A 26,103-nucleotide genomic window follows, 5' to 3' on the forward strand; every position below is an offset into this window, starting at 1 on the left:
ACCTACTGCTACTTTTAGAATATTATTATTTATTGTTGTCACTTTCCCACTCTCTATTATTTTACCCTGCACACAACATTAACTGGTCACTTACCAATCAAAATTGCACTTCGAGGGTTTATAGTTTTTATTTGAAGAACAACGAAAAATATATACGTCAATTTTATCAATGACAGCGGGTTTTATATTGATAGGAATCAGAGTCACACAACTCAAAGAAATGCGTTGTCGATAGATGATGTTGCTTCGAATTATTGGATCTCAGTATTCCGTCTTGATTGAGGGAACATTATTCAAAGTGAATAAAAAAGCGGCTCGATGATTAAGCCGCTTTTGCATCTGGAGATTTAATATACAGCTAAGTGAGTTCGATTAACTCGTAATTAATCTAACTTTTTCCATTGTTGCTCAACCCAATTTGGATCTGCTGCCACGCCTGGAAGATACGCTTCATTGTTACATTCTGCTGCCCATGGGCCGTAACATTGATAAACACCTTCGCCTTCAAATAAAACGACGTCGCCATCAACATAGTTACCAAAGCCTTCTGGGTAGACATAATCATGTGCAGGTGGTGGCGCATCGGCATCAACTAAATGGAAATCCATCATTTGTTGGCCTACCAATTTACCTTCGCTGTTTTTGACACTCACTACCAACATATGATGACCAGCCTCTGATTTAGACAAAGGTAATGATACCGATTCTGACGAGTTATCTTCAACCTCCCCACTCCAGTATGCTAAAGACTCTCGAGCATGGTTATACACGGTGAGTTCAGCTTGGGCATCGCCCCCAGCTACCAATGATAAATCGAGTACGGTTGCCTGTTCTCCGATCACGTATTCTGAATCCAGACCTTCACCGTAAGGGACGTATCGGGTTCTGGCACCTCAACATCGTAGCCTATTTCCACACGCTGAATACCGCTGTCAGAATTCACATATATTGGGTTCACACCGTAAATAGGTGCAAAACCATTTTCAGTCAACACGCCAGACTTAATGTTATTGCGATCTTCATTAACTTTGGTTGCTAATGCCTTAGACCAGTTCTTTGGTTGGCCATCCTCACTATTTGCAATCTCGATACGAGTACTGAGCGCTGAGTTTTCACCAGATCCATCAAACACGCGCGTATATACCGCGTCGCCTTCTTTCAAATTAATCGTAGGAATTATCTGACCTGCTTTTTCCCAACCCGGAAGTTGAGAATCATCACCATCAAACACCACATCAATCGCGTTATAGAAAGCCTTGTCGGTGTCGCCCACATCCCACACAGCCAGAATCACGTGATAGCCTTCTCTCTCTGGCACGTTACACGTGTGAGTCGCCGTGTTCTGTGTCATCTCTCCATGGGCATCAACTTCACAAAAGGGATTTAAGTCAAACTCTGAGCGCGCTAATGGTGAATTTTGGTCCCAACCTTCTTTCGTGATGTAATATTTAAAACCAGCCGCAATATGGTTGGCTCTAAATGTCCATTCAAATTCTTGAGAGCCCGCTTCTATTGGGCGTTTCTGCCAGCGCTCTGAAGTTTGTTCATCTAGGTTTCTTGCCATTAATATTTCAGCACTGACAATGTAACCATCAGCAGGGCCATCTTCAGGGAAGCCGTCAAAGCCTTCCACACTTTGTGGCTCATACTGTATGTCGCCACAGTCCATGTTCTTCGCCTGACCTTCAGAATCTTCTAAGTGACACAAAGCGACACGACTTATGATGTTGCCATCATCGTTCAGCGATATAAATCCATGTGCCATAGCGCCACCACAAGCCGCAGACAAAGCGATGGCTAAAGCCGTTTTCTCTATTCCGATTCTCATAACATTTCCACTTAAAGACGTCATATTTCCCATTAACAAGACAAAATGATCTTCGCTTGTTTACCTATCCACTTGTTTGACTGAGTAAGCACCTCAATTTGCTATTAACCGTTACTTGGCTCGAACATTAATAAAGCAAATGCATATCAATCAATTTGAGCATGGTCGAGGAAGGTAGGATTATTTATTCAATAAGGCTGATTGATATTCATCAAAGGTAATACGAAGGGGAAATTATCTTATACATCTGAAGACTATGAAGTTTATTCAATAAATAGAGCAAGGGAACAGGCTAAGAACCTGAGAGACTAGAGGTGAGAAACGTCTGAACGGGCTGTTCAGGATATCGCATTGACGCGAAAGTAGAGGGTTTGTTGTCAAAATAACGGTTTTGACGAGTCACATTAGATAAAGGTGCTTTGATGCAAAGTTGATTTAAATAGAGGGAGCTTGGTAGAGCTTTAATAGCGGCTATGCATGCCCATGCGATGTGACATGTCGTCGTCCATACGACCGCCCTTCCAACCGCCGCCACCCAATAGATTAAGTACATCTCGCGCTGTGTAGTCTTCTCCGCCGAAGAAGTCATTAGACACATCATTACGCAGCAACTGAATAGTTGGAGCTAATTCAACAGCAAGATCTTGTGGATCCGCAAACAAGGCTAAAGCAATCTGTTGTTGGCGTTTACTCAACTCACGAGAACTTGTTTCAACCTGTCCAATAGAGAAGAAATCACGGCTTCCATAGCTCTTTACCATCTTTGCTGACAAAGACTTAATCACCTTTTTGATTCTTCTTCTTTGGATGTATCTAAACATATTTGCTTCCTTTACTAACTCGCCTTAAACCCAATGAGCAGCTTAACCAATTAGTCTTTTAACCAAACAAAAGATAGGTCTGATTGTCGACTGAGATACTTTTGACTTCGGTGTTAAACACGGACTCTAGCTGCTCAGGGGTAAGCACTTGATCAGCTGTGCCTGATGCTTGAAGTACGCCTTTATCAAGCAGCAACACTTGGTCGGCGTGTCTCAGGGTTCTGTTCAAATCATGGTTTGCCATGATCACTGCAATGCCCTTCTCTGCCACTCGTTCAATGAGCTTGTACAACAAGGCTTCTTGAGCAATATCCAGTGGAGCTGCGGGTTCGTCGAGGATCAGCAGCTTCGCGTATGGGTTAAGTATCGGCCAAATTTGCAAGCACATTCCCGCCAAACGAACGCGTTGCCATTCACCACCCGACAAGGTCTGAATTGAACGATGAAGTTTGTCTGTGATGTCCAACATCTGACTTATCTCTTCCAAAGCTGCGTTGATTTCAGCATCAAGTCCATGCGATGAACTTGGCAATGACAACGCAAGGTATTGGAACACTTCTAAGTTGAAGGCTGGCCTTGCGCTTTGGCACAAGTAAGCACGATGCAATGATAAATCTTGTAAAGACAGCTCCGACAAATCCTGCCCGTCGATCTTTATATCGCCTTTGTAACCATCACCAACGCCAGATATCGCTTCGAGTAAGGTACTTTTACCACTGCCATTAGGACCGATGACATGAGTCACCAGCCCTTGCTTGAGCTCAAATGATAGTGGTAATAAACGAGCGCCAACGCTCAGGCTCTTAATTTGAATCATGATTTTTAATTAACATCCAAATGAAGATAGGCGCACCTATACTGGTGGTCATCACACCCAAAGGCAGTTCTGCGGAATCTAGCAAGGTTCTTGCACAGATATCAGCAAATACCAGCAGTGCTGCACCAGCAACGGCAGACAAAGGAAGAAGGTATCGATTATCGGTACCAATCGCTAAACGCAATAAGTGTGGCACAACCAAGCCAACAAAGCTGATCACGCCACCTAAGGCAACTGCGCAGCCGACTAAAATAGACACAGCGAAAATTAAACGCCAACGTAATCTCGGAACGTTCACACCCAGTTGCGCGGCATGCGTTTCGCCAATCATCAGTTTGTCTAGTTTACTGCCTTGCAAACACAACCAAATAATCACAGGGATCATCACTAACGTAAGCGAGTGTTGATACCAAGTGACGCCACCTAAGCTGCCCATCAGCCAATACATCAGCAAGCGTAGGCTTAAGTCATCACTAAAATAGAACGCCCATGTCACCATCGCGCCAGAAAGAATGCCTAATGCGACACCCACCAGCAGTAATTTAGCCGTGGTGAGTCGCATCGTTTTTACCATGCTCACCAGTATCACGGTGAAACAGAGCGAGCCTAAAACGGCGGCAATCATGAACAGTTCTGGTGTAGGAGCAAACGGCAAGAAGAACAGCACGATAACCATCGCCAAACTTGCGCCACCAGAAATGCCGAGCACACCTGGCTCTGCTAATACGTTACCCAATAAGACTTGTAAGCTTGCGCCAGATACAGCTAACCCTGCCCCGATGGCAATAGCCGCCAATAATCGAGGTAAGCGTAAATCAATCAGCAGTTTTTGTTCTAACGTGGACAATGTGCCCAGAGGGGAAATGAAAAGATCGCCAACCATTAGGTAAATCGCACTCAGCGCGACAAGCAGTGCTGCCATCAGATAAATGGCTCGGGTCCATTTGCGCTGTTTTTGGTGAAGAAGTTGTTGGAAATCCATATCAAGCTACTTTGAAATTGTTCGCGTAACCTTACCTGTATCCCTAAATAAACTCAAGGCTCACACCGTAATGTGAACCTTGATATTTCAACCAGTTGAGCGGTTGTTTTGGCCGTTCTAGTTCGACTAGGTATTAATCGTACACAAGCTGACCGTGGTCGAATCGAGTTTCAACTTCGCACACCATTAAGGCCGCTCGTTGACCGATAGCAACGTTACGATTTGGGAATACCACCGCTTCGTTTTCATTCTTCGCCATCAATGGCTTATCGCCATCATGACCAAACACTTCACCGTGCTTGAACGCCGTAAAGTTCTCAACGTCATCAGAGAACATGAAATCAAAGTCATCGTGCAAACGAACAATGGTTCGGCTTACGCGGTAAGTAATGGTTTTCTTTGGTAAATGCTCTGGTTCTATTTCAGCAATCAGATTGCGCATTGCCAAATCGAAAGCCGTTAACTTATCAAGTTGGTTCTCACCAATTCGTGCTACCTGCCCCAGCTCCATTGTCAGTGCTTGCGCTTCGAAGTTTTCAGCGCTGTACCAACTGAAAGTGCTGGTTGGCGCATTCGATAGCAACACAGCTTCAACGTGAGCACTGTTGATGAAATCGAACAAAGCTTTGCTGCGTACTTCGTGGCGAACCTTAGGGCTTACGGCGAACGAGTAATGCTTGGACAAACGGATCGCACAGTGTAGATCTAAGTGCCAACGAGTAGCAGGTACCGTTTCCTTGTAAAACTCAGTAACCAAGTACTTAAGGTTCTTCGCGATATCCACTTCTCGATTACTTTCGTGCTGTTTTTCATCAAACAGACGGTTCATATTCACATCAAGAAAACGAGTATGCGCGTTGGTTGCTTCTGGGTGAGCAATGATGAATAAACATCTTGCTGTCACTACTTGGAAGCCTGTTTCAATATCCTCAATGAGCTTGTCAATCAGCTCCATTGGTGAAGTTTCGTCGCCATGAACACCTGTTGAAAAGATGATGTTCTTGGTTTCAGAATTGTACTCTGCGGGAATCACTTCCAATACACCGCGTTGATGAAGCTTAATTTGAACACCGTTACTCAGTACGGTCTGTCCTGCAACCACTTCTTGCTCAAGATCTAGGCTGTCAAAAAGAAATGATTGGCGAAAGAGGGTCTTCGTCATGCGCTACTCCTTAATTGCACGGCCGTATGTTAATAAATTGTACATAGAAATTGTGTTGCTAGGATCGCACTTATCAATAGAAACTCCGTTATCACTCACAAATACTACCCATATATTTTTGTATTACCTGCTGATTTTGCTAACCGACATCTGTTCCAAATAACTTTCTCCATTTAGAGCAGCTTTTGGTTGTCTCTGGTCATCTCAGCAAGATAAGAGCCACGTAAGCTAACACAGCTCTTACCTGCCATGAACAGATTGAGATCAATTAATCTTCCTGATCGAGCAATCTTTCAAATTCATCGATTTGAACTTTGACCATGTCGATGCTTTGTTGCCAAAAATCCGCTTGAGTCAGGTCCATACCAAGGTGCTTTTGAACCACTTCTTCCGCCATCATGCTGCCTGTATCACGAAGCAACGACACGTAATCGCCGTAGAATTGCTCGCCTTTTGCATCACGCTGAGCGTAAACACCTTTACTGAACAGGTAACCGAACAAGTATGGGTAGTTGTAGAAGCTTACTTGAGAGATGCTGAAGTGCAGCTTGCTCGCCCAGAAGTAAGGGTCGGCTTCTGTCATTGCATCGCCGTACCACTCTTTCCAAGTCGTTTCCATCAAGTCACACAGCTGCTGAGCCGTTAGCTCGCCTTTTTCACGCTGCTCGTAGAAGGCTTTTTCAAATTCAAAGCGAACGGGAATGTTCACCATTAATGCCAAAGAAGAAGAAAGCTCTTCCCACAGCATTTCAAGTTTCTCATTGCGTGTTTGGGCTTGCTTCAATAGATGGTCACGAACGATGTTCTCTGCAAAAATTGAAGCGGTTTCTGCTAGCGTCATAGGGTAGCGTGTTTGACACAACGGCATGTCTTTCATCACCCAGTTGTGGAACGCGTGGCCTAGCTCGTGTGCCAATGTCATTAAATCTGAGCGGCTACCGCTCCATGTCATGAACACAAGCGGTGTGCGTGTCGCAGCAAACTTGGTGCAGTACGCGCCTAAACGTTTGTTGGCAGCTGGTGCGGCATCAATCCAACCGTTCTCAACCATCAAAGCGACGAAATCAGCCATCTCTGGATTTACTTCTGCGAATGCAGTTTTAATCACTTCGATCGCTTCATCAAATGGGTAAACCTTAGATTCAGCGTCACCCAGTGGTGGCATTGCTGCTAAATGATTCCAAGGCTTCATTTCATCGAGCCCGTGAACTCTTGCCATCAACAAACCCGCTTTCTGACCAACAGCTCGATTCGCTTTCGCTACCGACATCATGGTGTCTAGCGTTTCTGGAACAATGCGGCTGCCGTGTAGGCTTGGATCAAGGAAATGCACATCGCTAATCTTCGAGCGCTTTTTGTTTTCAGTGAGTCGCCAACCCGCCAGTGCATTTAGGATTGAAGCAAAAGACTCTTGATGCGTTTTCATTGCGCCTTGAACCGCGCGCCATGCCGGTTCTTGTTTGTCGAATTCGCTACCATACAACAGGCTCGCGGCTTGTGAAAAACCTAGAGCTTCCTCTTCACCGTCCAGCTTTAGCGACAGTTTTAAAGATCCGGTTAGGTTATCGTATAAACGACCCCATCCGTCACGGCCATCAACCTTCATCGCTGCCAATAACTGCTCTTCAGCAACACTGAGTCGGCTACTTGATAACTTACGAGAGCTTTCAATCGCAAAGCGCTGCCCTGCTACGTCCGCACTCTCATGCTCTAATACTGCATCAATAAATTCTGGTTCTGCGTGAATTAACGTGTCTTCGTAAGGGCTAAACGCTTGAGACATTTCAGAGTTCAGCTTCGCGACGCGACCAAGCAGTGCTTTAGCTTCTGTGTGTGTCGCGTCTACCGATGCGTGACAATTCGCGAAGGTGTTGATCGTGCTGAGTAGCGTGCCTGCCGCTTCTGAAGTCTGAATCGCGTTTTGCATCGCTAGAATGATGTGACGCTTTTCAACGTGTAGGTTCAACAGCTCAATGCACTGCTGAATGAGTTCAATGTCCTGTTCGATTTTTGCATCATTAAGATCGCTATAAGCAATGCTTAGATCCCAACTTGGTGTTGTCATGACTAAATTCCTTTCACGTAGGTAGTAATACCAATCAGGTATAGCGGCTGTGAACGCCGCTTTATATTTCGATTCTTATTTCTGTTTCTATTTACAGATTTATTAGCTTGTTAATTCTTAAACTGTGTTTTTTGAACACTCAGAGAACAGGTAGCCCTATTGATTTAACGCTGATAAAACTCTGCGCAAACTGAGTGATTTGAATATGCGTTATCGATGCGTTTTCTATCGATAACTTCGAGTACAAACTCGGGTTTTTCCAATCAATATCAAGGCAGTGCGCTAACAATATGCGAATCACACCACCATGAGTAACCAACAATATATTGTCACTTGGATCATTCAAAAGTTGCGACCAAGCTTGAGTTACTCTGTCGTGGAAGCCCTGTAAACTTTCTGCACCAGTTAATTGATGATTAGCAGGATCTTGCCAAAAGGTTTCTAACATTCCCCACTTGTCTTCAAGTTCATCAAATGGGACACCATCAACTTCACCGAAGTTCATTTCCTGAAAGCCTGGCGCAACAGACAAAGGCACAGACAGACGCTCTGCATACAGGTTTGCTAGGTCGCTGCATCGTCTTAATGGCGAGGTAACCACACTATCAAAGGTAATATCTTGTGTAGTTAGTGCCTCACATATCTGTTCTTGAAGCTCAGGGTTGACCAACACATCAGATAAACCATTGAGCGCAGCTTTTCCTTCGACTTTGCCATGTCTTAGCAGATAGATGTTTTTGGTAGTTCCATTGACCATGTGTGCGACCTAGCCTTGAGTATCAAGCAAGTGATTAGATGGTTTTAAGAGCAGCGGCAATCCGGCAGCAACCAGCGTGACGCGCTCAACGACGCGAGCTAGCGCTTGGTTCATTCGTCCTGCATTGTCCACAAATAAGCGCGACACTTTACCCAACGGCACCACACCTAAGCCAACTTCGTTAGACACCATGATAATTTGCGCTGGGCTTTGCTCGACGCTTTTGACCAATACTTCAACCACAGCTTCAACCTGTTCATTGGTTGCGTCTTCACCCTGTTCAAAGATGATGTTGTTCAACCACAAGGTTAGGCAGTCAATCAGCACCACATCTTCTTTCGCAAAAGACTGCAGTTTTTCGGCTAACTCGACGGGTACTTCATGCTCAATCCACTGCTCACCACGACGTTGTTGATGGTGCGCGATTCGTTCTCGCATTTCGTCGTCCAAATAAGTGGCCGTTGCAATATAGTTAAGGCGTCCATTTGAACATGCTTCAAACGCACATAATGCTTGTTGCTCTGCAAAACTCGACTTGCCAGAACGAGCGCCGCCCAATACCAGATGGCTGTTTCGCTGTCTTTCTTGATTAGTTTGACTAGCTTGAATAGTTTGATTCGTGTTTGTCATAGGAAGCCGTTATAGAAAGCCATTATAAAATGCAGTAATGAATACAAGGTAAGTCAGCAACTCCATCAACTGTTGAGCCGCCCCCAAGCAGTCGCCAGTAAAGCCGCCAATTCGAGCCGTTAACCACTTTTTTAAACCTGTTCTGAACAGATAGGCGACGACAGATAAAACCAAAGCGAATTCAAGACCAAACCACAGGCTAGGCAGCACGCCTACAAGCAATAAGAAGGCAAGTTCACCTTTGGTTTGCTTGTTGGCCAATGGCTTACTTTTACTGGTATCTAAATCGCTAACATAAGGCATGTCGTAAATCAGTGATGCTGCAATCGCGCGGCTAAAGGTATAACTGGTCACGATAACCATAAACAGTCCGGTCATGCTTATGAGTTCATTCAATAAAACCCACTTGCCGAGCAAAGCCATAACCAGTGCAGACGCGCCATAAGTACCAATTCGACTGTCTTTCATGATGGTCAAACGACGTTCTAGAGTCATGCCGCCACCAATGCCATCCGCCATATCAGTCAAACCATCTTCATGGAATGCACCTGTGAGCATCAGGCTAAAACTCATCATCAAAAAGATCGCCACTGCACTCGGAAGTACCGTATCAAGTAGCAAAAACACACCGCCACATAGAACACCAAGTAACAAACCAACCGTTGAAAAGTAGCGACCAGAACGATTCATTCGCTCTGATGAATAGGGCGTGTTCTTTGGCATTGGCAAGCGAGAAAAGAAACCCATCGCCAGCGCAAACAGCTCCCACTGATAAGTAACTCGATCTTTCAACGATCTTTCTGGTGCATCACTCATTAAACTGTGACTCCAGCACTTTCGAAGCTCGCCATGTTGTTATAGAACTCGGCTGCCGCACGAATAATTGGCATAGCTAGCACAGCACCTGTGCCCTCACCTAATCTCAATCCAAGATCGAGCAGTGGCTCAGCGTCTAGCAGCTCTAACAGAATTTTGTGCCCCGACTCTTCAGAGCGATGTGCGAAGATCATATAGTCTCGGCAACTCGGTTCAATTAAGGTCGCGACATACGCTGCAACCGACACGATAAAACCATCGACCAATACTGGGGTTCTGTTTTGGTAAGCACCAAGGAAACCACCCACCATTTGAACGATTTCATAGCCACCGACTTGTGCTAGTACCTCTTTAATACCTTTAACTTCTTTAAGCTCTAAACCTTTGCAACGCGCAACACCTTGCTCAACTACAGCCACTTTACGTGCAAGCTGTTCATTGTTGATGCCTGTTCCTAGGCCAACACACTCATCTGCAGACCGATTCGATAATGCACTTAAGATCGCTGATGCGCTGCTGGTATTTCCGATACCCATTTCACCAAACATGATGATATTGGTGCCATTCGAAATGGTTCTAGAGACAAGCTCACTACCTAGGTCAATCCCACGCTCAACCGTTTCTAAACTCATTGCCGCTTCATTGGCAAAGTTATTGGTTCTCGTACCCAAACGCTGAGAGATCAACATGTCACTGTCAGATTCCACAGGCAACAATATCCCCGTGTCCACTACCGTGATATCGATGTTATTCACCGCACAGAAGCAATTGATCGCCGCTCCACCGCTTAAGAAGTTCAACACCATCTGTTGTGTGACCGCACTTGGGGCAATACTCACACCTTCGTCAGCAATGCCATGGTCGCCAGCAAAAATGATGATACTTGGCTTATTTAATTCGATGTGTTCAACCGCCGCTTCTTTGCCTTGGCTCTGAATCAATGCCAGTTGATGTGCTACTTTTTCTAATAAGCCAAGCGCACCGAGTGGCTTGGTTTTTTGGTCAATTCGGTGTTGGATGTACTGCGAGTATTGGGTATCTAACATAGTTTTTAAAAACGCTTATTCTGGGTACGTTGATTTAGGGACTGCTACTTAGGGATTGTTACTTAGGGCGTGCGACAGAAAACACATTGGAAAGCGTCGCGTATTCACCGCCACCAAGTCGAGACAAAGGGTCCAATGCCAACGCATCAATCTTAAGACGTTCACTCTCTTTGTCGATCACGTCTTCGGAAATGTACACGGTTTCGACTTGAGCAAAGATGAGGCTTTGTGGCACCTCTCCAACCTCTTTTACTTCGTACAAGGTGCAGCCAAAAGCGACCGCGCACTCTTTCACTCTCGGTAAAGAAAATCCTTCAAATTCAACTAGCTCAATGTTATTCGCGGTGACTTCCGAATCACCATGTTCAAGGGTAGCTGCTGTCGCTGTCATTGTTTCTGCAGAACTTGAAGAAGCAATGTGAATCACTAGCTTCCCCGTTTCAAGGGCGTTGCGAGTAGTGTCTTTGATTTCACCTGAAGGCTTTTTCCCAACCGATAACATCAGTAGCGGCGGATTACTAGAAACAGGCGTGAAATAAGAGAAAGGCGCTAGGTTGTACTCTTGGTCAGAAGATTCCGTCAATGCCCACGCAATAGGGCGAGGGACAACGGTTTGTGTCATCAGGTGATAAATCTGAGTGGGAGCAAGAGTATCAAGCTTGAGGTTCATAGCACGTCCTTGGTCTATGTGAATTACGACTCAGTTTACGTGTTAAGCAATGCTGTATCTATGCCTAATCAACAGAAACCGTAGAGAGTGTTCTTAATTTAAACAGATCACACTGGTTTTTTCTCAAATTGACAATCAAATTGACGAACCCTAAAACACCTACAATACTGATAATAGATTTATCAATAACTTACATTTTGGCATCGTTTATGCTTTATTTAAAGTACTTGTTAATCTCTCCATTGATAAGTACCCATACAGTGAATGCCCACAACACTAACGCTACACAAAGAAAGACAATCGATTGAAAGACAAAACAGAACAACGATTTAGGAGGTGTAATGATTCCAAACTCAAGTAAAAGAAAACCAAATAAATCAAGTAAGAAAACCAGCAAAAAGGTAAGGAAAATCCCACTATCCTTCACCTAGTAAGAAGCAAGAAAAGTAACAAAGCCCGTCGCCCAGCGGGCTTTGTTATGTTTAACGCCTAACTTAAGTTTCAAACCGCATTTATCTTTCCCACCGCCATTATGTTTCATATCGTACTTATGCTTCAGACCGTACTTATGCGTCGAGCCAAACTAAATCATCTCTTTTTCCATAAACAGGCGACTCCCCACATACTACTGACCACTCGTTTAACAAACTTTTATTCGCTTAAAATTCAAACACTGTTTATATTAAACAAGCACTTGTGGAGTGAAGAAGGGATTAAAATGAGCATTTCTGGAGACAAAACATCGGTCGTGGTAGCTGGTGCAACCGGGTTAATTGGTCATCATGTGATGAAGTTGCTCATCGATGAACCCGCCGTTGATCATATCTATGCCCTATCTCGCCGAGCGTTAGATTCACAGTTTGATTCCAACAAGCTCCACACACTCATTCACAGCGACCTGCAAGTTACCAGTTGGGATGACACGAATGCGACGCCTAATCTTGGCGTTATCTGCTTAGGTACGACTAAGAAAAAGGCAGGATCAAAAGAAGCGCTTCGCAAAATCGATGTGGAACTGGTTAGCCAAGTCGCACAGTCGATGAAGTTTCTTGGGGTTCAACGCGTAGCGGTCGTTTCTAGCTATGGCGCTTCACCAGATTCCTATTCGCACTACCTTCGCTGTAAAGGACAAATGGAACAAAATTTAAAACGTATTGGCTTCAAGCAGCTTTTCATCGCACGCCCTGGGCCTCTGGTGGGTGAGCGTGATGAACCTAGAGCTGATGAAAAACTCCTGCAAAGTGTCTTTCCTCTGCTGTCTCCATTTATGCTTGGTAAGTTCAAAAACCTACGCCCTATTCAGTCGGAAGACGTAGCCAAAGCAATGTTGTTCCGGTTATTCGAAAATAATTTCCAAAATATCGAAATTTACTCGTCAAGTGACATGCTCAATTTATTGGCAAAATATCGCTAAAAAGCTCACCTATTCATCACAATGTTGAATATCCACCCATCCTATTGAGTGGATATTACTAATCGTTCTAATAAATTACTTTTCCTTATTTTACGTTTTGTTACAGGTCGCTACTGTAGCTAACAGTATTTGCGCCCATATATCTAAGCGCCCTATCGATTTAAAGAAATTCATAAGGAAAACAAATGTCATTTTCAGCTATCGCTGCCTTAGCGGTATTCACTGGTATCCTCTTTTTTCTCTACGGACAGCAGAAAAAAGAAAACACACTTTCTCGCCTCGTTTTACTCGGTTTAGTATTTGGTAGCGCATTTGGTCTTGGTCTACAGCTGTTATTTGGTGAAGGCAATCCGGTCATCAACGAAACACTTGATTGGGTAAACATTGTTGGCCGTGGCTATGTTGGCCTACTGAAAATGGTGATCATGCCATTAGTATTGGTTTCAATGATTGCCGCAGTAGTGAAGCTTGAAAAAGGCGGTTCACTGGGCAAGATTTCTGGCATCACCATTTCTGTACTGTTAGCAACAACCGCGATTTCTGCGATTGTTGGTATTGTTGTGACTCAAGCATTCGGCTTATCTGCTGAAGGTTTAACAGAAGGCGCTCGCGAAACAGCACGTATCGCAACACTTGAAAGCCGCATCGGCAGCGTTTCAGACCTAACAATTCCGCAGATGCTGATTAGCTTTATTCCGACTAACCCATTTGCAGACCTAACGGGCGCTCGCTCTACGTCTATCATCGCAGTGGTTATCTTTGGTGTGCTAACGGGTATTGCTGCTCGTAAAGTGATGGCTGAGAAAGAAGAATTAGAATCTCCAATCCGTACGTTCGTTGAAGCGGCACAATCTATCGTTATGCGCTTAGTTAAGATGATCATGGCACTCACGCCATACGGCATCGCAGCGTTAATGGCGAAGGTGGTTGCAACATCAAGTGCTTCTGACATCCTGAGCTTATTGGGTTTCATCGTTGCATCTTACGTTGCGATTCTACTGATGTTCGTTGTACATGGTGTGTTGGTTTCTTTTGTTGGTGTAAACCCGAAAGAGTACTTCCAAAAGATCTGGCCTGTACTGACGTTCGCTTTCACGTCTCGTAGTTCTGCAGCAACGATTCCACTGAACGTTGAAGCTCAAATCACTAAGCTAAACGTGCCACCAGCGATTGCTAACCTGTCTGCCTCTTTCGGTGCGACGATTGGTCAAAACGGTTGTGCGGGTATCTACCCTGCAATGCTAGCAGTCATGGTTGCACCTACAGTTGGCATCGACCCAATGGACATCAACTTCATTCTGTCTCTGATTGCTATTATCACAGTGAGCTCATTCGGTATTGCTGGCGTAGGTGGCGGTGCAACGTTCGCGGCACTTATCGTACTTCCTGCTATGGGCCTTCCTGTAACGATTGCAGCACTGCTTATCTCTATCGAGCCACTTATCGATATGGCACGTACAGCGCTTAACGTATCTGGTGCAATGACAGCCGGTACCATCACAAGCCGCCTATTGGGCAAGAAAGACAAGCAGCAAGATCTGGAACAAGCGAACGCTTAATGAGTTCGATTGATTCAAGCACTTGAGTCTCGTTAAACAAAAAAACCGATGCACATGCATCGGTTTTTTATTATCTTTTGCTTCTAACTTCCATTACTTCACAAGCAACAGCACTTAGAGCACACGTTGAATCACTTTTTCGGCAAGTGCTTCATCGTCATCTTCACTCAATCCGCTGATACCAATAGCACCAATCACCTGCCCCTTTAACTCAATAGGAACACCACCTTTAAAGCCAGTGATCTTTGAGTCGGTCCAGTAACTTAAGTCTTTACCAGTTTCTCTCGCCCAAGCACCTAAGTTACCACTTGGCTGTCTATCTCTTGCAGACGTATAAGCTTTGTTCTGTGCTAACAATCCGGCTTGAACACTCACATTATCCATGCGAATAAACGCCATTAATTCACCATGCGTATCACACACGCTCACCGCGATTGCTTGTTGATTACGCTCAGCAATGTCGAGAGCATTAGACACCAGTTGTTGTGCGATCTTTTGATTCAACATATTCATTCCTTATGGCAGAGCTTGACCACGTGAGTACACGTATAGGTTGTACCACTCTTCACGCGACAGGTTTATCTGAGTCGCGATTGCCGAAGCTTTGATTCGCTCTAGATTTGTGGTGCCAATTACAGGTTGGATACGAGCAGGGTGACGAAGCAAAAATGCTAACACAATCGCTTCACTTTCTACGCCGTATTGGTTCGCTAACTGAGCCACATAGTGCGCTGTCTTTTTCACATTTTCATGTTCTGAATACAAACCCTGCTCAGCAAATCGGCCTTGTGCCAAACAACCCCAAGCTTGCAGTTGGATGTTATTCATTTGGCAATGCTCTAGCGTACCTGAGGCGAAGTCTGATTGATGGTGCCCTTGCGAGTTAATCATCACCCCATCGTTCAACCAATCCAATTTGGCTAAGCTCATCTCAACTTGATTCGCGACAATGGGTTGCCCGAGCGCAGATTGCAGGTACTGGATTTGATGGCTGTTCATATTCGACACACCAAAGAAATCGACTTTACCTTGCACTTTTAAGTGCTCTAACGTTCTTGCTAGCTCATCGAGTTCCATCAAAGGATCAGGGCGATGCAATAACAGCACATCGAGCTTCTCAGTATTCAAACGGTCGAGAATACCGTCTACCGATTGACCTACCCAATCAGCCGAGAAATCATAACGACCAACATTGCCCTCGCCTTCAAAACGAATCCCACACTTAGATTGAATGAACATCTGTTCACGCAGATCAGGCGCTTGTTGTAATGCTTGACCAAAGGCTTGCTCAGCTTTGCTGAAGGTATAGATGTCCGCATGATCGAATAAGTTAATACCCGACTCTAATGCGGTGTCGATTACGCTTCGCGTTTGAGCAACATCCGCACTCGTCACTGGATTATCATTCCAGCCACCACCTAACCCCATACAGCCATAGGCAATTTGCCCAACATTCGGTAGATAATTTGATAATTGGATACGTTTTTTGTCATTCGTTTTGTTAGTAGATTCAGTGCTGTTCGTCATATCGATTCTCGCTTAGAAGATTTGCTGACCAGAAATATGCCTCTATCATATTGTTCTTTTTAAAAAACAGAATATGCTAGTTACGAAATGATTGTTTTATATGACGAACAATAGATTAGTAGGAACGCGCGAATGAACGAACACAAAAGAATAGAACGACTGATCCTGTTTGTAGAGCTTGCTCAGCAGCTTAACTTTACCAAGGCAGCCGAAAAGCTCGGTATCTCTAAGAGCTACCTTTCTGAGCAGATCAAACGTTTAGAGAATGATTTACAGTGCCCGCTTTTGGTCAGAACCACGCGCAGTGTTCGTTTAACCCAAGAAGGCGAACGCGCGTTACAACAAGGCTTAACGATTCGCTCACAAGTCTTACAGCTTGAACGCAGCGTTTCAGAGCAACACGACATCGTAAAAGGTCTATTGCGCCTCACCGCGCCAAAGATGTTTACTGAGGTATATCTATTCGATATCTGCCAACAGTTTAGGCAGCAATATCCAGAAATCCGCTTTGAAATAAACAGCAGCTACACCAACTTTAATCTCAACCAAGATGATATCGATATCGCGTTTCGTGCCACCAATACGCCACCTGACAACATGGTGGCGAAACACTTGATTAGCTATCAACATGATTTAGTCGCGACTCCCGGTTATCTTGATCAATTTGGTCGCCCTACCAATGTGAATGACTTAATTGATCATCAATGCTTAGCAACGCTGCACCAAACCGAGTGGCCTTTAAAATCGGCAAATATTGATGTGTCCGGCTGGCTTTCAAGTAATGACAACCACTTACTTAAGCAACAAGCCATGGCAGGCAGCGGTATCATCCGTATTGCAAGTTACTACGTTGCGAAAGAGGTCGAGCTTGGAGAGTTAGAGCAAGTGCTGCCTGATGAATGCTTACAACAAGGCAACAGTATTTATCTGTTCTATCCGCAAGTTATTTATCCGGCAAAGAAACACCAAGTGTTCGTGAAATTTGTTCAAGCTTACTTTGATAATTTGAGAGCTTGATCATTTGGCAGTTTAAGAATATGAGAACTGAGTTAACGAATTGAAAAATGAGAAGCCGAGGAACCGATAAATTAAATAACACGAAATAAGGTTTAAATAACCCTCTTGGTTTATATACCTATATTTAGAATGGGATTATCGAACAATAATAAAGCGATTTGGGGAATACTCTCATCGATGATTGTGTTTAATAGAAAGAAATCGTGCATTTGTTCAATAATACAATGAGTTAGTTATGAACGATTAACATAACTGATATATGATGCACCGCTTCAGTATGTCACATCATTTTGGCACCAGTTCGATAACGGGATCCTCATGAGCTTTATTATATTATTACTTCTTCTGCTATTCGTAGGCTTTACACGTTTACTTCAGTGGCGAAAAACTTCTCTGTTTTTATCTCTTGTTCTTATATCGTCATTTGTGCTGATTGGTTCAGGTTTAATTCCTCGTTATTTACTGAACGATCTGCAAGCCGATTACGAAAATAAGCCTGATATCCAATGGTCTGACAATAACGCCATTGTTCTTCTGGGTGCGGGAACGCAGTTAATTAAAAGCACACAAGAGTTCGAGCCAGCCTTTTTCTCTTTTGGCCGAATCAGTGAAACAGCCAGCCAATATAAAGATTGCGCTAAAACCCAAACCACATGCAAAGTGATCATCAGTGGTGGCGATGCACAAAATAACGGTGTTACCGAAGCAGAAGTTTATCAACAACAATTGCTGAGACTTGGCGTTCCGATGGGTGACATCATTCAAGAACCAAATAGCGTCAACACTTGGAAGAATGCACAGCTCACGAGTGACCTAATGAAGCATCATAAATTCGACAGCATTGTGTTGGTTTCGTCTGGCCTGCATATTCGTCGCAGCGAGCTCTACTTCAACCACTTCGGCTTGAATGTTATTCCAGTGAGAGCCGACTATATGGCCTCTCAAATTTCATGGTTGCCATTGTGGTACAACTTTGCAGTCACAGATTTTGCTTTGCATGAGCAGATAGGCTTTGCCCGTTACAACATCTACAACTTTATGGGTTGGAACAGCAAACGCGAAAAGCCAGGTGATGCTTAATCTCGTTCAATTAGGTTAACTCGAATCATACAAAATGCAGCAACAATCGAACGGTTGTTGGCTGCATTTTTTGATCCTGATTATTACAACATCCTTTCTTATTTGGCTTACTCAGTACTTCCCCACCCTTTAAGCAATAAACCTCTCTAATCCATCTTGCTGGCCTAATTTTTCCAGGCCAACATACCAAATGGCTAGACTTCAAAAACAGAAACGTTCAACAATTAATCACCCATAGATTGGATTGTTGAAACTAATTGAAGTCATCAAGATAACTCTTTATCAAACAACAAGTTGTTCAATACAACCTCCTGATATCTATAAGTATTTATTTTCAATTCATTTCAGTATTTTTGGCATTGTTTTATATGACAAAGTACACCCCGCTAGAGCCCCTCGGCTTTAAATAATATCAATAAAATCTAATAACTCGATTCTAATAAAAATAGCCAAATAATGGCATTTAGGAACTTATTCATGCTTAACGTCAGTAAAACCGTTCTATTTAGCACTGCCCTATCGGTAATCTCTTTTACAGCTCATGCAAAGATATACTCAGACCAAATCGTATTGGATAACCTCGGTGAAGACATCTGCCGCTCCGATTATCGTCCGCTCAGTAATACAGAAGCGCAAGAACATAAAACTGCCCTGCTATCGCGCATGAATGTGTGGGACATTGCTGGCCTTAAAAATGACTGGGTGATCATGGGGTCTGGCTACCACGGGCTTATCAAAAAAGGACAACCAAGCGACAATACTTGGTGCTACCCCAATACCCCAGACGCAGGCCTGCCTTACTACGAAGCGCAAGTCATCGAAACGAACAATAACCTTGATGTTCAACGCGCCTTAGTCAGCGACAACACAAACTTTATCAGACCACTGAGTTACTTGGCCCATAACCTGGGTTACGCTTGGGTTGGAGGCGATAGCGCGCGTTATGTCGGCCAAGACATGGCAATAAAACCGCTTAACAATGGTTGGGAGATTAAGGGCAATAACGATGGAAGCTGTGCCGGTGATCGCTGTAATGAGAAGACAAGCATCACTGTTGATAACTTCGCTTATACACTCGATAACACATCGTTTTTACACGGTTCTATAACAGAGACCGGCCAAGAGCTGATTGAAACCGTCTCGGCTTATGCAATCAATGATGGCGACCAACCTAAACAAATCGTCGTTGACCTTCATTTTGAGCAATCCACACAATGGAGTAAAACACAGCGCTTCGACCTTGCTGATTCAGTCGTCATGGATGAGACCTTTCACTGGCCACAAGTTGGAAAAACAGAGGTAAGAGTCGCGCTAGAAGAAGGCCAACGTTTCTCCGATACCAACAGTGGTTCTCGTTTTGAACCAACAGAACTTCAAGCCATCATTACCGTGCCTGCTCACTCAGTGCTACCTTTTCAAGTCGAGTTCTTACGCTCTACCATCACTTACCCATACCGTATCAAAACCAACATGAGTTACGACGTCAACTTCATAGGTTTCCTTCGTTATAGCGGCAATGCGCTAAGCTCACACCCAACAAACCGCCCTACGGTCTCTCACACCTTTACTATGGGAACCACCAGCGAAGATCAAGCCAATATCCGCTACCAATGGGATCACCGTTATATTCCTGGAGAGATGAAATGGTGGGATTGGAGCTGGGCAATCAACACCAATGGCTTGAGTAGCATGCAGTATGCCGCAGGTGCCAGTGTGCGTCCTTTCTACACCTATGTTTCAGGCCAGTTTAGTGCGGAGTCACAATACTCTGGAATGATAGACATTGGTACCGAGCACTCTATTGATTCATTTAACGCCATGACACCTTCAGGCGATTACACAACCTACTACGCAGGTGACATCGAAGTTCTGACTGACTTCGACCCTGTGGCTCTAGCGCAACTGGGTTATAACAGCGCTCAGCTAACGCTTACCCTAATACAGCAATAACGTCATAGAAAGTGTCATCTGTTATTTCAAGCCCATTGCGTCTGCTCTGGGCTTGAGTCGTCTTACATTCTCTCAGTCATACATCTGCATTAGCCGCTAAGTATTCACTTTCTGAATCGTTTTTCATTGACTTAAAAATGAAATCATAACGACACACTAATTTGCGTAACTTAGGGTGCAAATAGGCAATCAGATTACAGTGCCTATCAGGAGGATGTATGAAACCAAATCGATCTACGGTACTCACTGGACATGTAAAACACTGCCCATGTTGTTCTACCGAACTGGTCATCAAAGACCACATTCACGTTTGCCCGCGCAATGAAATTGGCGACTGTTACTTCGATGGCTATGACCAACACGAACAGCGTGCTAATACCGATTTTATCGATCATGCAAGTGCCAATGATAGCCTTGTTTACGGCATGTCAGAACATTAGCTAGCGAACGAACGTCAATCAGTCTCAATTCCTGTTCAAATGCAAACAAGCCCTGATGCGAAAGCTTTTTCTAATTAAAAGCGCATCAGGGCTTTTCATTTATTGCGCCCTTTTTATTCTTCAATAATCCCTCTTCCTCCTATCAGAATTCCCACCCACTCTTGGCGCAAAGTGACCTATCTGTATTTTCAGTGGTTGCTATTATTCACAGCACGAATCACGGAGAGCAAATCAATAGGATTTGACAAAGCTTCGTTACTTACTATTCGTTTAGATTGATAGCGAATAGCTGAGACATTGCGAATGACCCTACGACAACGCTGGAGAATCCATCAGATGCTATTTCGATTTAGTTCACTCTTTACGACTCTGTTACCAGGTTTACTGCTTAGCTTTAGTGCTATGTCGTCAACCATGGTGATGTGGGAAGACCTGATTCCGCCGCCAACAAAAGAAGTCGCGCTACCCGCGTTGAATCAAGATCAAGTCTCTAATCTATTTGCCGTTTTGAACTATCAGCAAACGAGCCTCAAGCGCGAGATGAACTCTGAAGAGACACAACAATACGAAGCAAGCAAGCTCGCATTAAGTGAATCTGGTTATGACGCTGATGAACTGCTGGCACTAAGAGAAGAAGCACTAGCGGTAGAACACATTCGCTTAACAACGGTCAACACCGACCTCGAACTGAACGATGTGACTATTCCGGGCTTCGTTGTCCCGCTTGAAATGGACGGCATGTTAACGACGAAGTTTCTTTTGGTGCCCATCGCAGGCGCGTGTATCCATACCCCGCCGCCACCGGCAAATCAGACCATTATTGTCGATATTGATGAAGGGTTCCCACTTCAGGATCTTTACAGAGTCGTTATGGTGTCGGGAGATATCGCCACCTTTGAACAAGATCTACCTATCTCATTCATTGATGGAACCGAAGTGATCAGCACGGGTTACTCAATGGCGGCGCATAAAGTCAATTACCCTTAGCAATTCGCCAACTTTCAATAACGTATTCATTTTCAATAACGTATTTATTTTCAATAGGAAAGCAGTCATGAAATCATCCATTCGCTCTGTTGCGTTACCCATAGTCTTAATTGCGTCAGCAGCTAATGTTTATGCGGCTAACGCTTACGCAGAAAACTACGATGTAGTCATTCAAGGTGGTCATGTTATCGACCCAGAGACAGGTTTGAGTGATGTACGAAATATTGGTATCAACAAAGGTACCATTGAAGCGATCACTAAAGATTCAATCACGGGTAAAACCATCATCGATGCGAACGATCACATTGTCTCCCCAGGTTTCATCGACCTCCATCACCATGGTCAAAACATTGCTGGCTATCGTATGCAGGCACAACAAGGTGTGACCACCGCCCTTGAATTAGAATCGGGGATTTTGCCTATCGGCGACTGGTACAAAGGACAGGCAGAAAAGAACCTGCCGATTAACTATGGCGCATCAGCAGCGTGGACATTTGCTCGTATCGCAACGTTCACCGACAGTGAGCCACAAGCTAATTTGCAGTACTTTCAAAGCATGCAAGGGCTCGATAACTGGAAACAGAAAATCGCGACACCAGAGCAGCTAGAAAAGATCATGGCATACGTTGAACAAGGCTTAGACGAAGGCGCGATCGGAATTGGTATCAATGCGGGTTATGCCCCTGGCTATGGTCAAAAAGAGTATTATGCCCTTTCTAAACTTGCAGCGGAGCGCGACGTTGCGACTTACACGCACGTTCGTTACGCAAGCATGATGGAACCAGGAAGCAGCTTTGAAGCTATTCAAGAGTTGATTGCGAACTCTGCACTGACTGGCGCAAAGATGCACATCAACCACATCAACAGTACCTCACTGCGCGATATTGACGCGACATTAGAACTGTTCGATGAAGCAACAGAGAATGGTTTCCATGTTACAGCCGGCGCTTACCCGTGGGGAGCAGCAAGTACGGTGGTTGGCGCGGCGATGTTTAGCGGGCCAGAATGGAAAGAACGTTTAGGCTATCAAGAAGAAAGTATCCAAATGGGTACCGAACGCCTAAATAACGAAGAGCTTCTCAAAGCACAGAAAGAACAACCGGGCTCAATCATTAACTGGCACTTCTTAGATGAAGCGGTACCAAGTGAGTTGTCTGCTCTGGATAAATCAATCATCCATCCCAATGTGTTGATTGAATCAGACTCTATGCCTTGGATGTTGATCGAAGATGGCAAGGTAAGCTATTACGATGGTGATGAGTGGCCAATTCCAAGCGAAGCATTTGCACACCCTAGATCGAGCGGTACGTTCACTAAGATCTTAGGTACGTACGTAAGAGAGCGTGGTTTGCTTTCTATGGAAGAAGCGATTCGAAAAATGAGTTACATGCCTGCTACTGTGCTTGATGGCTTCGTTCCTCAAATGGAGAAAAAAGGCCGTATCCAAGTGGGTATGGATGCAGACATCGTTATCTTTGACCCGAAAACGGTCGCGAACAAAGCGACATACCAAGTACCGGCCGCGATTTCGACAGGCATTGATACCGTGTTAGTTAACGGTCAGTTTGTGGTTCAAGATGGTGAGCTTGTAACAAGTGCAGCCCCAGGACAAGCAATACGTCGTGACACTCAGAAGTAACGTCATTCGAGCGTTAGAGTAAGATACACAGCTCAAAATTAAATTAAATCAAAATAAAGCCAGCCCCCTCCAACTTACATCTAGTAGTTGGCAAGGGCTGGCTTTTTGTTTACCCGTTAAAACATATCTTAATTAGCTGGTTTGCTTTTGATATTGCGCCGGCGTTTTGCCCAACCACCCTTTGAATGCTCGGTTAAAGTTAGATAAATCGCTATAGCCACATCGCCATGCTGTCTCGAAAGGTGATGTGTTGGCTTTAAGCAACCGCTTCGCCACCTGACAACGAGCCTCATCTCGCAAACCACGAAATGTACAACCATGATCAGTGAACTGCCTTTGTAGAGAACGCGACGAAGTTCCAATCAATGAGGCAAGCCATTGAATATTAAACCACGGTAGCACCGCGTAGGTTTGTACCAATGCATTAATTACCGTCAACCAATCGCTGTCTATTGGCTTGTCTACTGGGACAAAATCCGCTGACAACGGCACTTCAATGGCACCAAATGCATGGTCGAAATGGAACGCGTCTAGATTCGCAGTATTGGTAACATCTCTCGCCAAGTGGTCAGGAAAACTCATAAACACCGAGTTAGGCTCCCAATGATTACCCAAGAACATGCGACACAGCGAAATATAAGCAAAGGTTCGAAACCATTCTGCTTGGTCATAGCCGGGTAACGAAGGATGGTATGAGCCTCGGTGACACAAGTACCACTTGCCATCGATTTTATCGACCCAAACCACCATGTAGTTGTTTAACGTCGGCATCATTTCAAGCAGATGATGAAGTGCATGTTCTAAGTTTTCACATCCCGAGAACTCAGAAACTAACTCAGGCGAGATTTGGTCAAGCGTGATTAACCGCCCCACGTCAAACCCAACATTCTTATTGGTTTGTTTGACCATTGCACCGAGAAAAGCCATCGCTTGATGAGAAGACAACCAATACTCTTGGTCTTCAATATCTTCAGGGAAGTCGTATTCAGCTGCAATTTTTCGCCACTCAATCCCCTTTTGTTCAAAGTAAGCTAAGAAGGGAGCAAGGTTGTTTGAATTACTGATATTAATAGGATTCTGCATTAAGCGATTAAAACCTTAGAGACTATCTATTAACGACTATAGCGTTAATTGTTTTTCGATGTGAACTGTTACCGAAACATTGAGTAGTACGCTGCGAAAAAGTACGCTGCGAAAATACACTACAAGTGATAAGAGCCACGTAGATGTGCGGGCATAGATCTTTGATTGAATGGTTTTGGGTGAGCAGATGGAAGAAGCGTACAAGGGGCGATATTAAAACAGGTTGCGGAAAGTGAAGGAGTAAGATGAGAAACTGAAATTGAATGAAGCCTCCATGCTTCGGGATCTTTAATCGTTAAATAGGTGTAGGTTCTAGAAGTAAACCTTATAGAAAACCCACGCTACCGTGTCATCAATATCGATTTTTTTCGATGTAGATTTCATGCTGCCATTGGTGTTTTCAATCTTAAATTGCCCCCAACGAGTACCATCGCTCGACAAAGGCGTACCCGCAGTTATTGAGCTTTTCAGTAATGAGGTTTCAATATCACCATCCATGTAGGTGTATTCAGGTGAAAGCATAAAGTACGTGCCATCAGCACCCGGCTTCCATGAGATATACGCCGCAGCCATACCACCGAGTATGTCGGTCTTTTTTTCACCCATCGAAGATGCAAAATCACTGTCATAATCACCCGCTAGTACGCCCACTCGACCGAACAGAGTTAGGTTTTCTACGTCCGGTTTGATCATCACGACTCCGCCCAACGCTGCAGTCGTGAACTGAGTATTGTCGATGATATCAATCGAGCCCGCCGCTGACGGCATAACAGGGTTAGCGAAATTCATAACATGGAAATATTGCAGTCGGCTGTCTTTGTATTTTCCGTCTTGGTCCATGGTGCCTTCGATGGTACCCATCGCCATTTGACCGTTTTGTAAACCATAGCCAATAGAGCCCGACAGTTTCACGTCTCCTTGATTACTAAAGCCTAGGTAAGCGGAAGTGTTAACGGCGGTCAGGTTGGAAGGATCAATCACTTCCTCATTAGAATCTTGTGCGTGAGCTAAAGTGATGCCAGCGCAAAACAGAGTGGTTGCGAAAGCAATTTTGGTGCGTTTTTTCATGTGTGTTCTCCCGTATTAAGGGGACGAACTATAGAGGTTTACCTAAGTTTATTAAGGTCATTTTGCGCCAAAAAAAATGCAGCGCCAATCGAGTGATTGTTCGCTGCATTCTTAGATCCTGTAAACTTAGCTAGCCATTAGAATGGAGCTAGGTAAAACGGATTACCACATTAGATCATCTGGGATCACGAAGTCTTTGTACGGGTCATCTTCGTCTACTTCGTCTGTGCTACCTGCCTGCGTATCAACGATAGATTCTTCGTCGCGCATAGCAATCTTGTTCGCTACTGCTGTTGGAATAACAACATAGCTCTCGCCTTGACGAGCAATACTTAGAATGCCTTTACTTAGTTGCTTTTGAGTCAGCTCTTCTACGTAAAGATATTTAACTAGCGTACCGTCGGTGAAGTTGTATTTGATCTCACCGTTCTTCTGTTCGATCTTGTTCATCTCAATCAGTTGCTTCACTTGAGCTTTAATTTCTTTGCTCAACTGCTGTTCTTTCAACTGTTGGTTTAGCTCTTTGTCTTTCGCTTGCTGCGCCAGTTTAGTTTCTTCTGCTGCCGCTTTTGCTTCACGAGACTGAACGCGAGACTTTTTAGAGCCTTTCTTCGCCTTCTTTAATTTTTTCTCATTTACCAAGCCAGCTTTAAGCATCTGCTCTTGGAGTGTTAACTTTGCCATGACTTTCCCAGTTCAGGATTAAAAACGGCACTATCATACCTGTTTTTAAGGTTTCTGTTTA

Annotated in this window: 23 protein-coding genes and 1 pseudogene; 8 read left to right on the forward strand and 16 right to left on the reverse strand. The window is 44.3% G+C overall.

The window, feature by feature from the left end; genetic code table 11:
- Positions 1–383: 383 nt before the first annotated feature.
- The 11 genes and pseudogenes from gbpA to AB4484_RS17005 all read right to left on the reverse strand — a co-directional run bounded on the left by gbpA (position 384) and on the right by AB4484_RS17005 (position 11,594).
- A pseudogene (gene gbpA, locus AB4484_RS16955) lies at positions 384–1,828 on the reverse strand (N-acetylglucosamine-binding protein GbpA).
- A gap of 461 nt (positions 1,829–2,289) precedes the next feature.
- Positions 2,290–2,649, reverse strand: a complete 360-nt coding sequence (locus tag AB4484_RS16960) for a DUF6559 family protein (RefSeq protein ID WP_017066163.1) — start codon at positions 2,647–2,649, stop codon at positions 2,290–2,292.
- Positions 2,650–2,707: 58 nt separating this feature from the next.
- Positions 2,708–3,466: a vitamin B12 ABC transporter ATP-binding protein BtuD gene (gene btuD / locus AB4484_RS16965; RefSeq protein WP_372079397.1), complete on the reverse strand. Its 759-nt coding sequence runs from the start codon at positions 3,464–3,466 to the stop codon at positions 2,708–2,710.
- Positions 3,453–4,448, reverse strand: a complete 996-nt coding sequence (gene btuC, locus AB4484_RS16970) for a vitamin B12 ABC transporter permease BtuC (RefSeq protein ID WP_004734896.1) — start codon at positions 4,446–4,448, stop codon at positions 3,453–3,455. The genes btuD and btuC overlap by 14 nt, the downstream gene beginning before the upstream one ends.
- Positions 4,449–4,581: 133 nt before the next feature.
- Positions 4,582–5,610, reverse strand: coding sequence for a succinylglutamate desuccinylase (locus tag AB4484_RS16975; protein WP_017057427.1), 1,029 nt, complete (start codon positions 5,608–5,610; stop codon positions 4,582–4,584).
- A gap of 268 nt (positions 5,611–5,878) precedes the next feature.
- Complete coding sequence (locus AB4484_RS16980) at positions 5,879–7,675, reverse strand: M3 family oligoendopeptidase (RefSeq protein ID WP_048611426.1); 1,797 nt, start codon at positions 7,673–7,675, stop codon at positions 5,879–5,881.
- A gap of 139 nt (positions 7,676–7,814) precedes the next feature.
- Positions 7,815–8,432, reverse strand: a complete 618-nt coding sequence (cobC, locus tag AB4484_RS16985; RefSeq protein WP_050634472.1) for an alpha-ribazole phosphatase family protein — start codon at positions 8,430–8,432, stop codon at positions 7,815–7,817.
- Positions 8,433–8,441: 9 nt separating this feature from the next.
- Complete coding sequence (gene cobU / locus AB4484_RS16990) at positions 8,442–9,062, reverse strand: bifunctional adenosylcobinamide kinase/adenosylcobinamide-phosphate guanylyltransferase (protein WP_372079400.1); 621 nt, start codon at positions 9,060–9,062, stop codon at positions 8,442–8,444.
- A 9-nt stretch (positions 9,063–9,071) separates the two neighbouring features.
- Complete coding sequence (locus AB4484_RS16995; protein ID WP_050634474.1) at positions 9,072–9,878, reverse strand: adenosylcobinamide-GDP ribazoletransferase; 807 nt, start codon at positions 9,876–9,878, stop codon at positions 9,072–9,074.
- A complete protein-coding gene (gene cobT / locus AB4484_RS17000; RefSeq protein WP_372079403.1) occupies positions 9,878–10,924 on the reverse strand; it encodes a nicotinate-nucleotide--dimethylbenzimidazole phosphoribosyltransferase in 1,047 nt (348 codons plus the stop codon). Before cobT ends, AB4484_RS16995 begins: the two co-directional genes overlap by 1 nt.
- Before the next feature lie 58 nt (positions 10,925–10,982).
- Positions 10,983–11,594 carry a flavin reductase family protein gene (locus AB4484_RS17005; protein ID WP_371721625.1) on the reverse strand — a complete coding sequence of 204 codons (612 nt, stop codon included), beginning with the start codon at positions 11,592–11,594 and terminating at the stop codon, positions 10,983–10,985.
- Between the two features lie 718 nt (positions 11,595–12,312).
- On the opposite strand from AB4484_RS17005, the gene AB4484_RS17010 reads away from it, so the two are divergent.
- Both AB4484_RS17010 and AB4484_RS17015 read left to right on the forward strand, forming a co-directional pair.
- Positions 12,313–13,008, forward strand: coding sequence for an NAD-dependent epimerase/dehydratase family protein (locus tag AB4484_RS17010; protein ID WP_017059149.1), 696 nt, complete (start codon positions 12,313–12,315; stop codon positions 13,006–13,008).
- 185 nt (positions 13,009–13,193) lie between these two features.
- On the forward strand, positions 13,194–14,567 hold the full coding sequence (locus AB4484_RS17015; protein ID WP_048611859.1) for an L-cystine transporter: 1,374 nt from the start codon (positions 13,194–13,196) through the stop codon (positions 14,565–14,567).
- A 114-nt stretch (positions 14,568–14,681) separates the two neighbouring features.
- Here the strand turns inward: AB4484_RS17015 and AB4484_RS17020 are convergent, their stop codons facing one another.
- Positions 14,682–15,074: a heme-binding protein gene (locus AB4484_RS17020; RefSeq protein WP_050645287.1), complete on the reverse strand. Its 393-nt coding sequence runs from the start codon at positions 15,072–15,074 to the stop codon at positions 14,682–14,684.
- Between the two features lie 9 nt (positions 15,075–15,083).
- A complete protein-coding gene (locus AB4484_RS17025) occupies positions 15,084–16,094 on the reverse strand; it encodes an aldo/keto reductase family oxidoreductase (RefSeq protein ID WP_372079407.1) in 1,011 nt (336 codons plus the stop codon).
- A 132-nt stretch (positions 16,095–16,226) separates the two neighbouring features.
- Between AB4484_RS17025 and AB4484_RS17030 the strand changes: the two genes are divergently transcribed.
- The 6 genes from AB4484_RS17030 to AB4484_RS17055 all read left to right on the forward strand — a co-directional run bounded on the left by AB4484_RS17030 (position 16,227) and on the right by AB4484_RS17055 (position 23,207).
- On the forward strand, positions 16,227–17,111 hold the full coding sequence (locus AB4484_RS17030) for a LysR family transcriptional regulator (RefSeq protein WP_372079410.1): 885 nt from the start codon (positions 16,227–16,229) through the stop codon (positions 17,109–17,111).
- A gap of 318 nt (positions 17,112–17,429) precedes the next feature.
- Positions 17,430–18,191 carry a YdcF family protein gene (locus tag AB4484_RS17035; RefSeq protein ID WP_048611850.1) on the forward strand — a complete coding sequence of 254 codons (762 nt, stop codon included), beginning with the start codon at positions 17,430–17,432 and terminating at the stop codon, positions 18,189–18,191.
- Between the two features lie 477 nt (positions 18,192–18,668).
- Complete coding sequence (locus AB4484_RS17040; RefSeq protein ID WP_372079413.1) at positions 18,669–20,141, forward strand: aerolysin family beta-barrel pore-forming toxin; 1,473 nt, start codon at positions 18,669–18,671, stop codon at positions 20,139–20,141.
- Positions 20,142–20,359: 218 nt separating this feature from the next.
- Positions 20,360–20,581 carry a hypothetical protein gene (locus tag AB4484_RS17045; protein ID WP_017059142.1) on the forward strand — a complete coding sequence of 74 codons (222 nt, stop codon included), beginning with the start codon at positions 20,360–20,362 and terminating at the stop codon, positions 20,579–20,581.
- Between the two features lie 303 nt (positions 20,582–20,884).
- Positions 20,885–21,568 carry a DUF3299 domain-containing protein gene (locus AB4484_RS17050; protein WP_372079416.1) on the forward strand — a complete coding sequence of 228 codons (684 nt, stop codon included), beginning with the start codon at positions 20,885–20,887 and terminating at the stop codon, positions 21,566–21,568.
- 67 nt (positions 21,569–21,635) lie between these two features.
- Positions 21,636–23,207 carry an amidohydrolase family protein gene (locus AB4484_RS17055; RefSeq protein WP_372079419.1) on the forward strand — a complete coding sequence of 524 codons (1,572 nt, stop codon included), beginning with the start codon at positions 21,636–21,638 and terminating at the stop codon, positions 23,205–23,207.
- 132 nt (positions 23,208–23,339) lie between these two features.
- Here the strand turns inward: AB4484_RS17055 and AB4484_RS17060 are convergent, their stop codons facing one another.
- From AB4484_RS17060 to AB4484_RS17070, 3 genes are all read right to left on the reverse strand, one after another.
- Positions 23,340–24,290 carry a helix-turn-helix domain-containing protein gene (locus AB4484_RS17060; RefSeq protein WP_372079421.1) on the reverse strand — a complete coding sequence of 317 codons (951 nt, stop codon included), beginning with the start codon at positions 24,288–24,290 and terminating at the stop codon, positions 23,340–23,342.
- 312 nt (positions 24,291–24,602) lie between these two features.
- Positions 24,603–25,358: a hypothetical protein gene (locus AB4484_RS17065; RefSeq protein WP_081228617.1), complete on the reverse strand. Its 756-nt coding sequence runs from the start codon at positions 25,356–25,358 to the stop codon at positions 24,603–24,605.
- Between the two features lie 162 nt (positions 25,359–25,520).
- Positions 25,521–26,042 carry a DUF2058 domain-containing protein gene (locus tag AB4484_RS17070; RefSeq protein WP_010441213.1) on the reverse strand — a complete coding sequence of 174 codons (522 nt, stop codon included), beginning with the start codon at positions 26,040–26,042 and terminating at the stop codon, positions 25,521–25,523.
- Between the last annotated feature and the right edge of the window lie 61 nt (positions 26,043–26,103).

Source organism: Vibrio sp. 10N.261.46.A3, assembly GCF_041472995.1.
Classification (GTDB): Bacteria; Pseudomonadota; Gammaproteobacteria; order Enterobacterales; family Vibrionaceae; genus Vibrio; species Vibrio coralliirubri.

What these genes read in the sequence shown, in the direction of transcription:
- AB4484_RS16960 (WP_017066163.1), bottom strand. Translation starts at nt 2,649, where the DNA reads ATGTTTAGATACATCCAAAGAAGAAGAATCAAAAAGGTGATTAAGTCT.
- btuD (WP_372079397.1), bottom strand. Translation starts at nt 3,466, where the DNA reads ATGATTCAAATTAAGAGCCTGAGCGTTGGCGCTCGTTTATTACCACTA.
- btuC (WP_004734896.1), bottom strand. Translation starts at nt 4,448, where the DNA reads ATGGATTTCCAACAACTTCTTCACCAAAAACAGCGCAAATGGACCCGA.
- AB4484_RS16975 (WP_017057427.1), bottom strand. Translation starts at nt 5,610, where the DNA reads ATGACGAAGACCCTCTTTCGCCAATCATTTCTTTTTGACAGCCTAGAT.
- AB4484_RS16980 (WP_048611426.1), bottom strand. Translation starts at nt 7,675, where the DNA reads ATGACAACACCAAGTTGGGATCTAAGCATTGCTTATAGCGATCTTAAT.
- cobC (WP_050634472.1), bottom strand. Translation starts at nt 8,432, where the DNA reads ATGGTCAATGGAACTACCAAAAACATCTATCTGCTAAGACATGGCAAA.
- cobU (WP_372079400.1), bottom strand. Translation starts at nt 9,062, where the DNA reads ATGACAAACACGAATCAAACTATTCAAGCTAGTCAAACTAATCAAGAA.
- AB4484_RS16995 (WP_050634474.1), bottom strand. Translation starts at nt 9,878, where the DNA reads ATGAGTGATGCACCAGAAAGATCGTTGAAAGATCGAGTTACTTATCAG.
- cobT (WP_372079403.1), bottom strand. Translation starts at nt 10,924, where the DNA reads ATGTTAGATACCCAATACTCGCAGTACATCCAACACCGAATTGACCAA.
- AB4484_RS17005 (WP_371721625.1), bottom strand. Translation starts at nt 11,594, where the DNA reads ATGAACCTCAAGCTTGATACTCTTGCTCCCACTCAGATTTATCACCTG.
- AB4484_RS17010 (WP_017059149.1), top strand. Translation starts at nt 12,313, where the DNA reads ATGAGCATTTCTGGAGACAAAACATCGGTCGTGGTAGCTGGTGCAACC.
- AB4484_RS17015 (WP_048611859.1), top strand. Translation starts at nt 13,194, where the DNA reads ATGTCATTTTCAGCTATCGCTGCCTTAGCGGTATTCACTGGTATCCTC.
- AB4484_RS17020 (WP_050645287.1), bottom strand. Translation starts at nt 15,074, where the DNA reads ATGTTGAATCAAAAGATCGCACAACAACTGGTGTCTAATGCTCTCGAC.
- AB4484_RS17025 (WP_372079407.1), bottom strand. Translation starts at nt 16,094, where the DNA reads ATGACGAACAGCACTGAATCTACTAACAAAACGAATGACAAAAAACGT.
- AB4484_RS17030 (WP_372079410.1), top strand. Translation starts at nt 16,227, where the DNA reads ATGAACGAACACAAAAGAATAGAACGACTGATCCTGTTTGTAGAGCTT.
- AB4484_RS17035 (WP_048611850.1), top strand. Translation starts at nt 17,430, where the DNA reads ATGAGCTTTATTATATTATTACTTCTTCTGCTATTCGTAGGCTTTACA.
- AB4484_RS17040 (WP_372079413.1), top strand. Translation starts at nt 18,669, where the DNA reads ATGCTTAACGTCAGTAAAACCGTTCTATTTAGCACTGCCCTATCGGTA.
- AB4484_RS17045 (WP_017059142.1), top strand. Translation starts at nt 20,360, where the DNA reads ATGAAACCAAATCGATCTACGGTACTCACTGGACATGTAAAACACTGC.
- AB4484_RS17050 (WP_372079416.1), top strand. Translation starts at nt 20,885, where the DNA reads ATGACCCTACGACAACGCTGGAGAATCCATCAGATGCTATTTCGATTT.
- AB4484_RS17055 (WP_372079419.1), top strand. Translation starts at nt 21,636, where the DNA reads ATGAAATCATCCATTCGCTCTGTTGCGTTACCCATAGTCTTAATTGCG.
- AB4484_RS17060 (WP_372079421.1), bottom strand. Translation starts at nt 24,290, where the DNA reads ATGCAGAATCCTATTAATATCAGTAATTCAAACAACCTTGCTCCCTTC.
- AB4484_RS17065 (WP_081228617.1), bottom strand. Translation starts at nt 25,358, where the DNA reads ATGAAAAAACGCACCAAAATTGCTTTCGCAACCACTCTGTTTTGCGCT.
- AB4484_RS17070 (WP_010441213.1), bottom strand. Translation starts at nt 26,042, where the DNA reads ATGGCAAAGTTAACACTCCAAGAGCAGATGCTTAAAGCTGGCTTGGTA.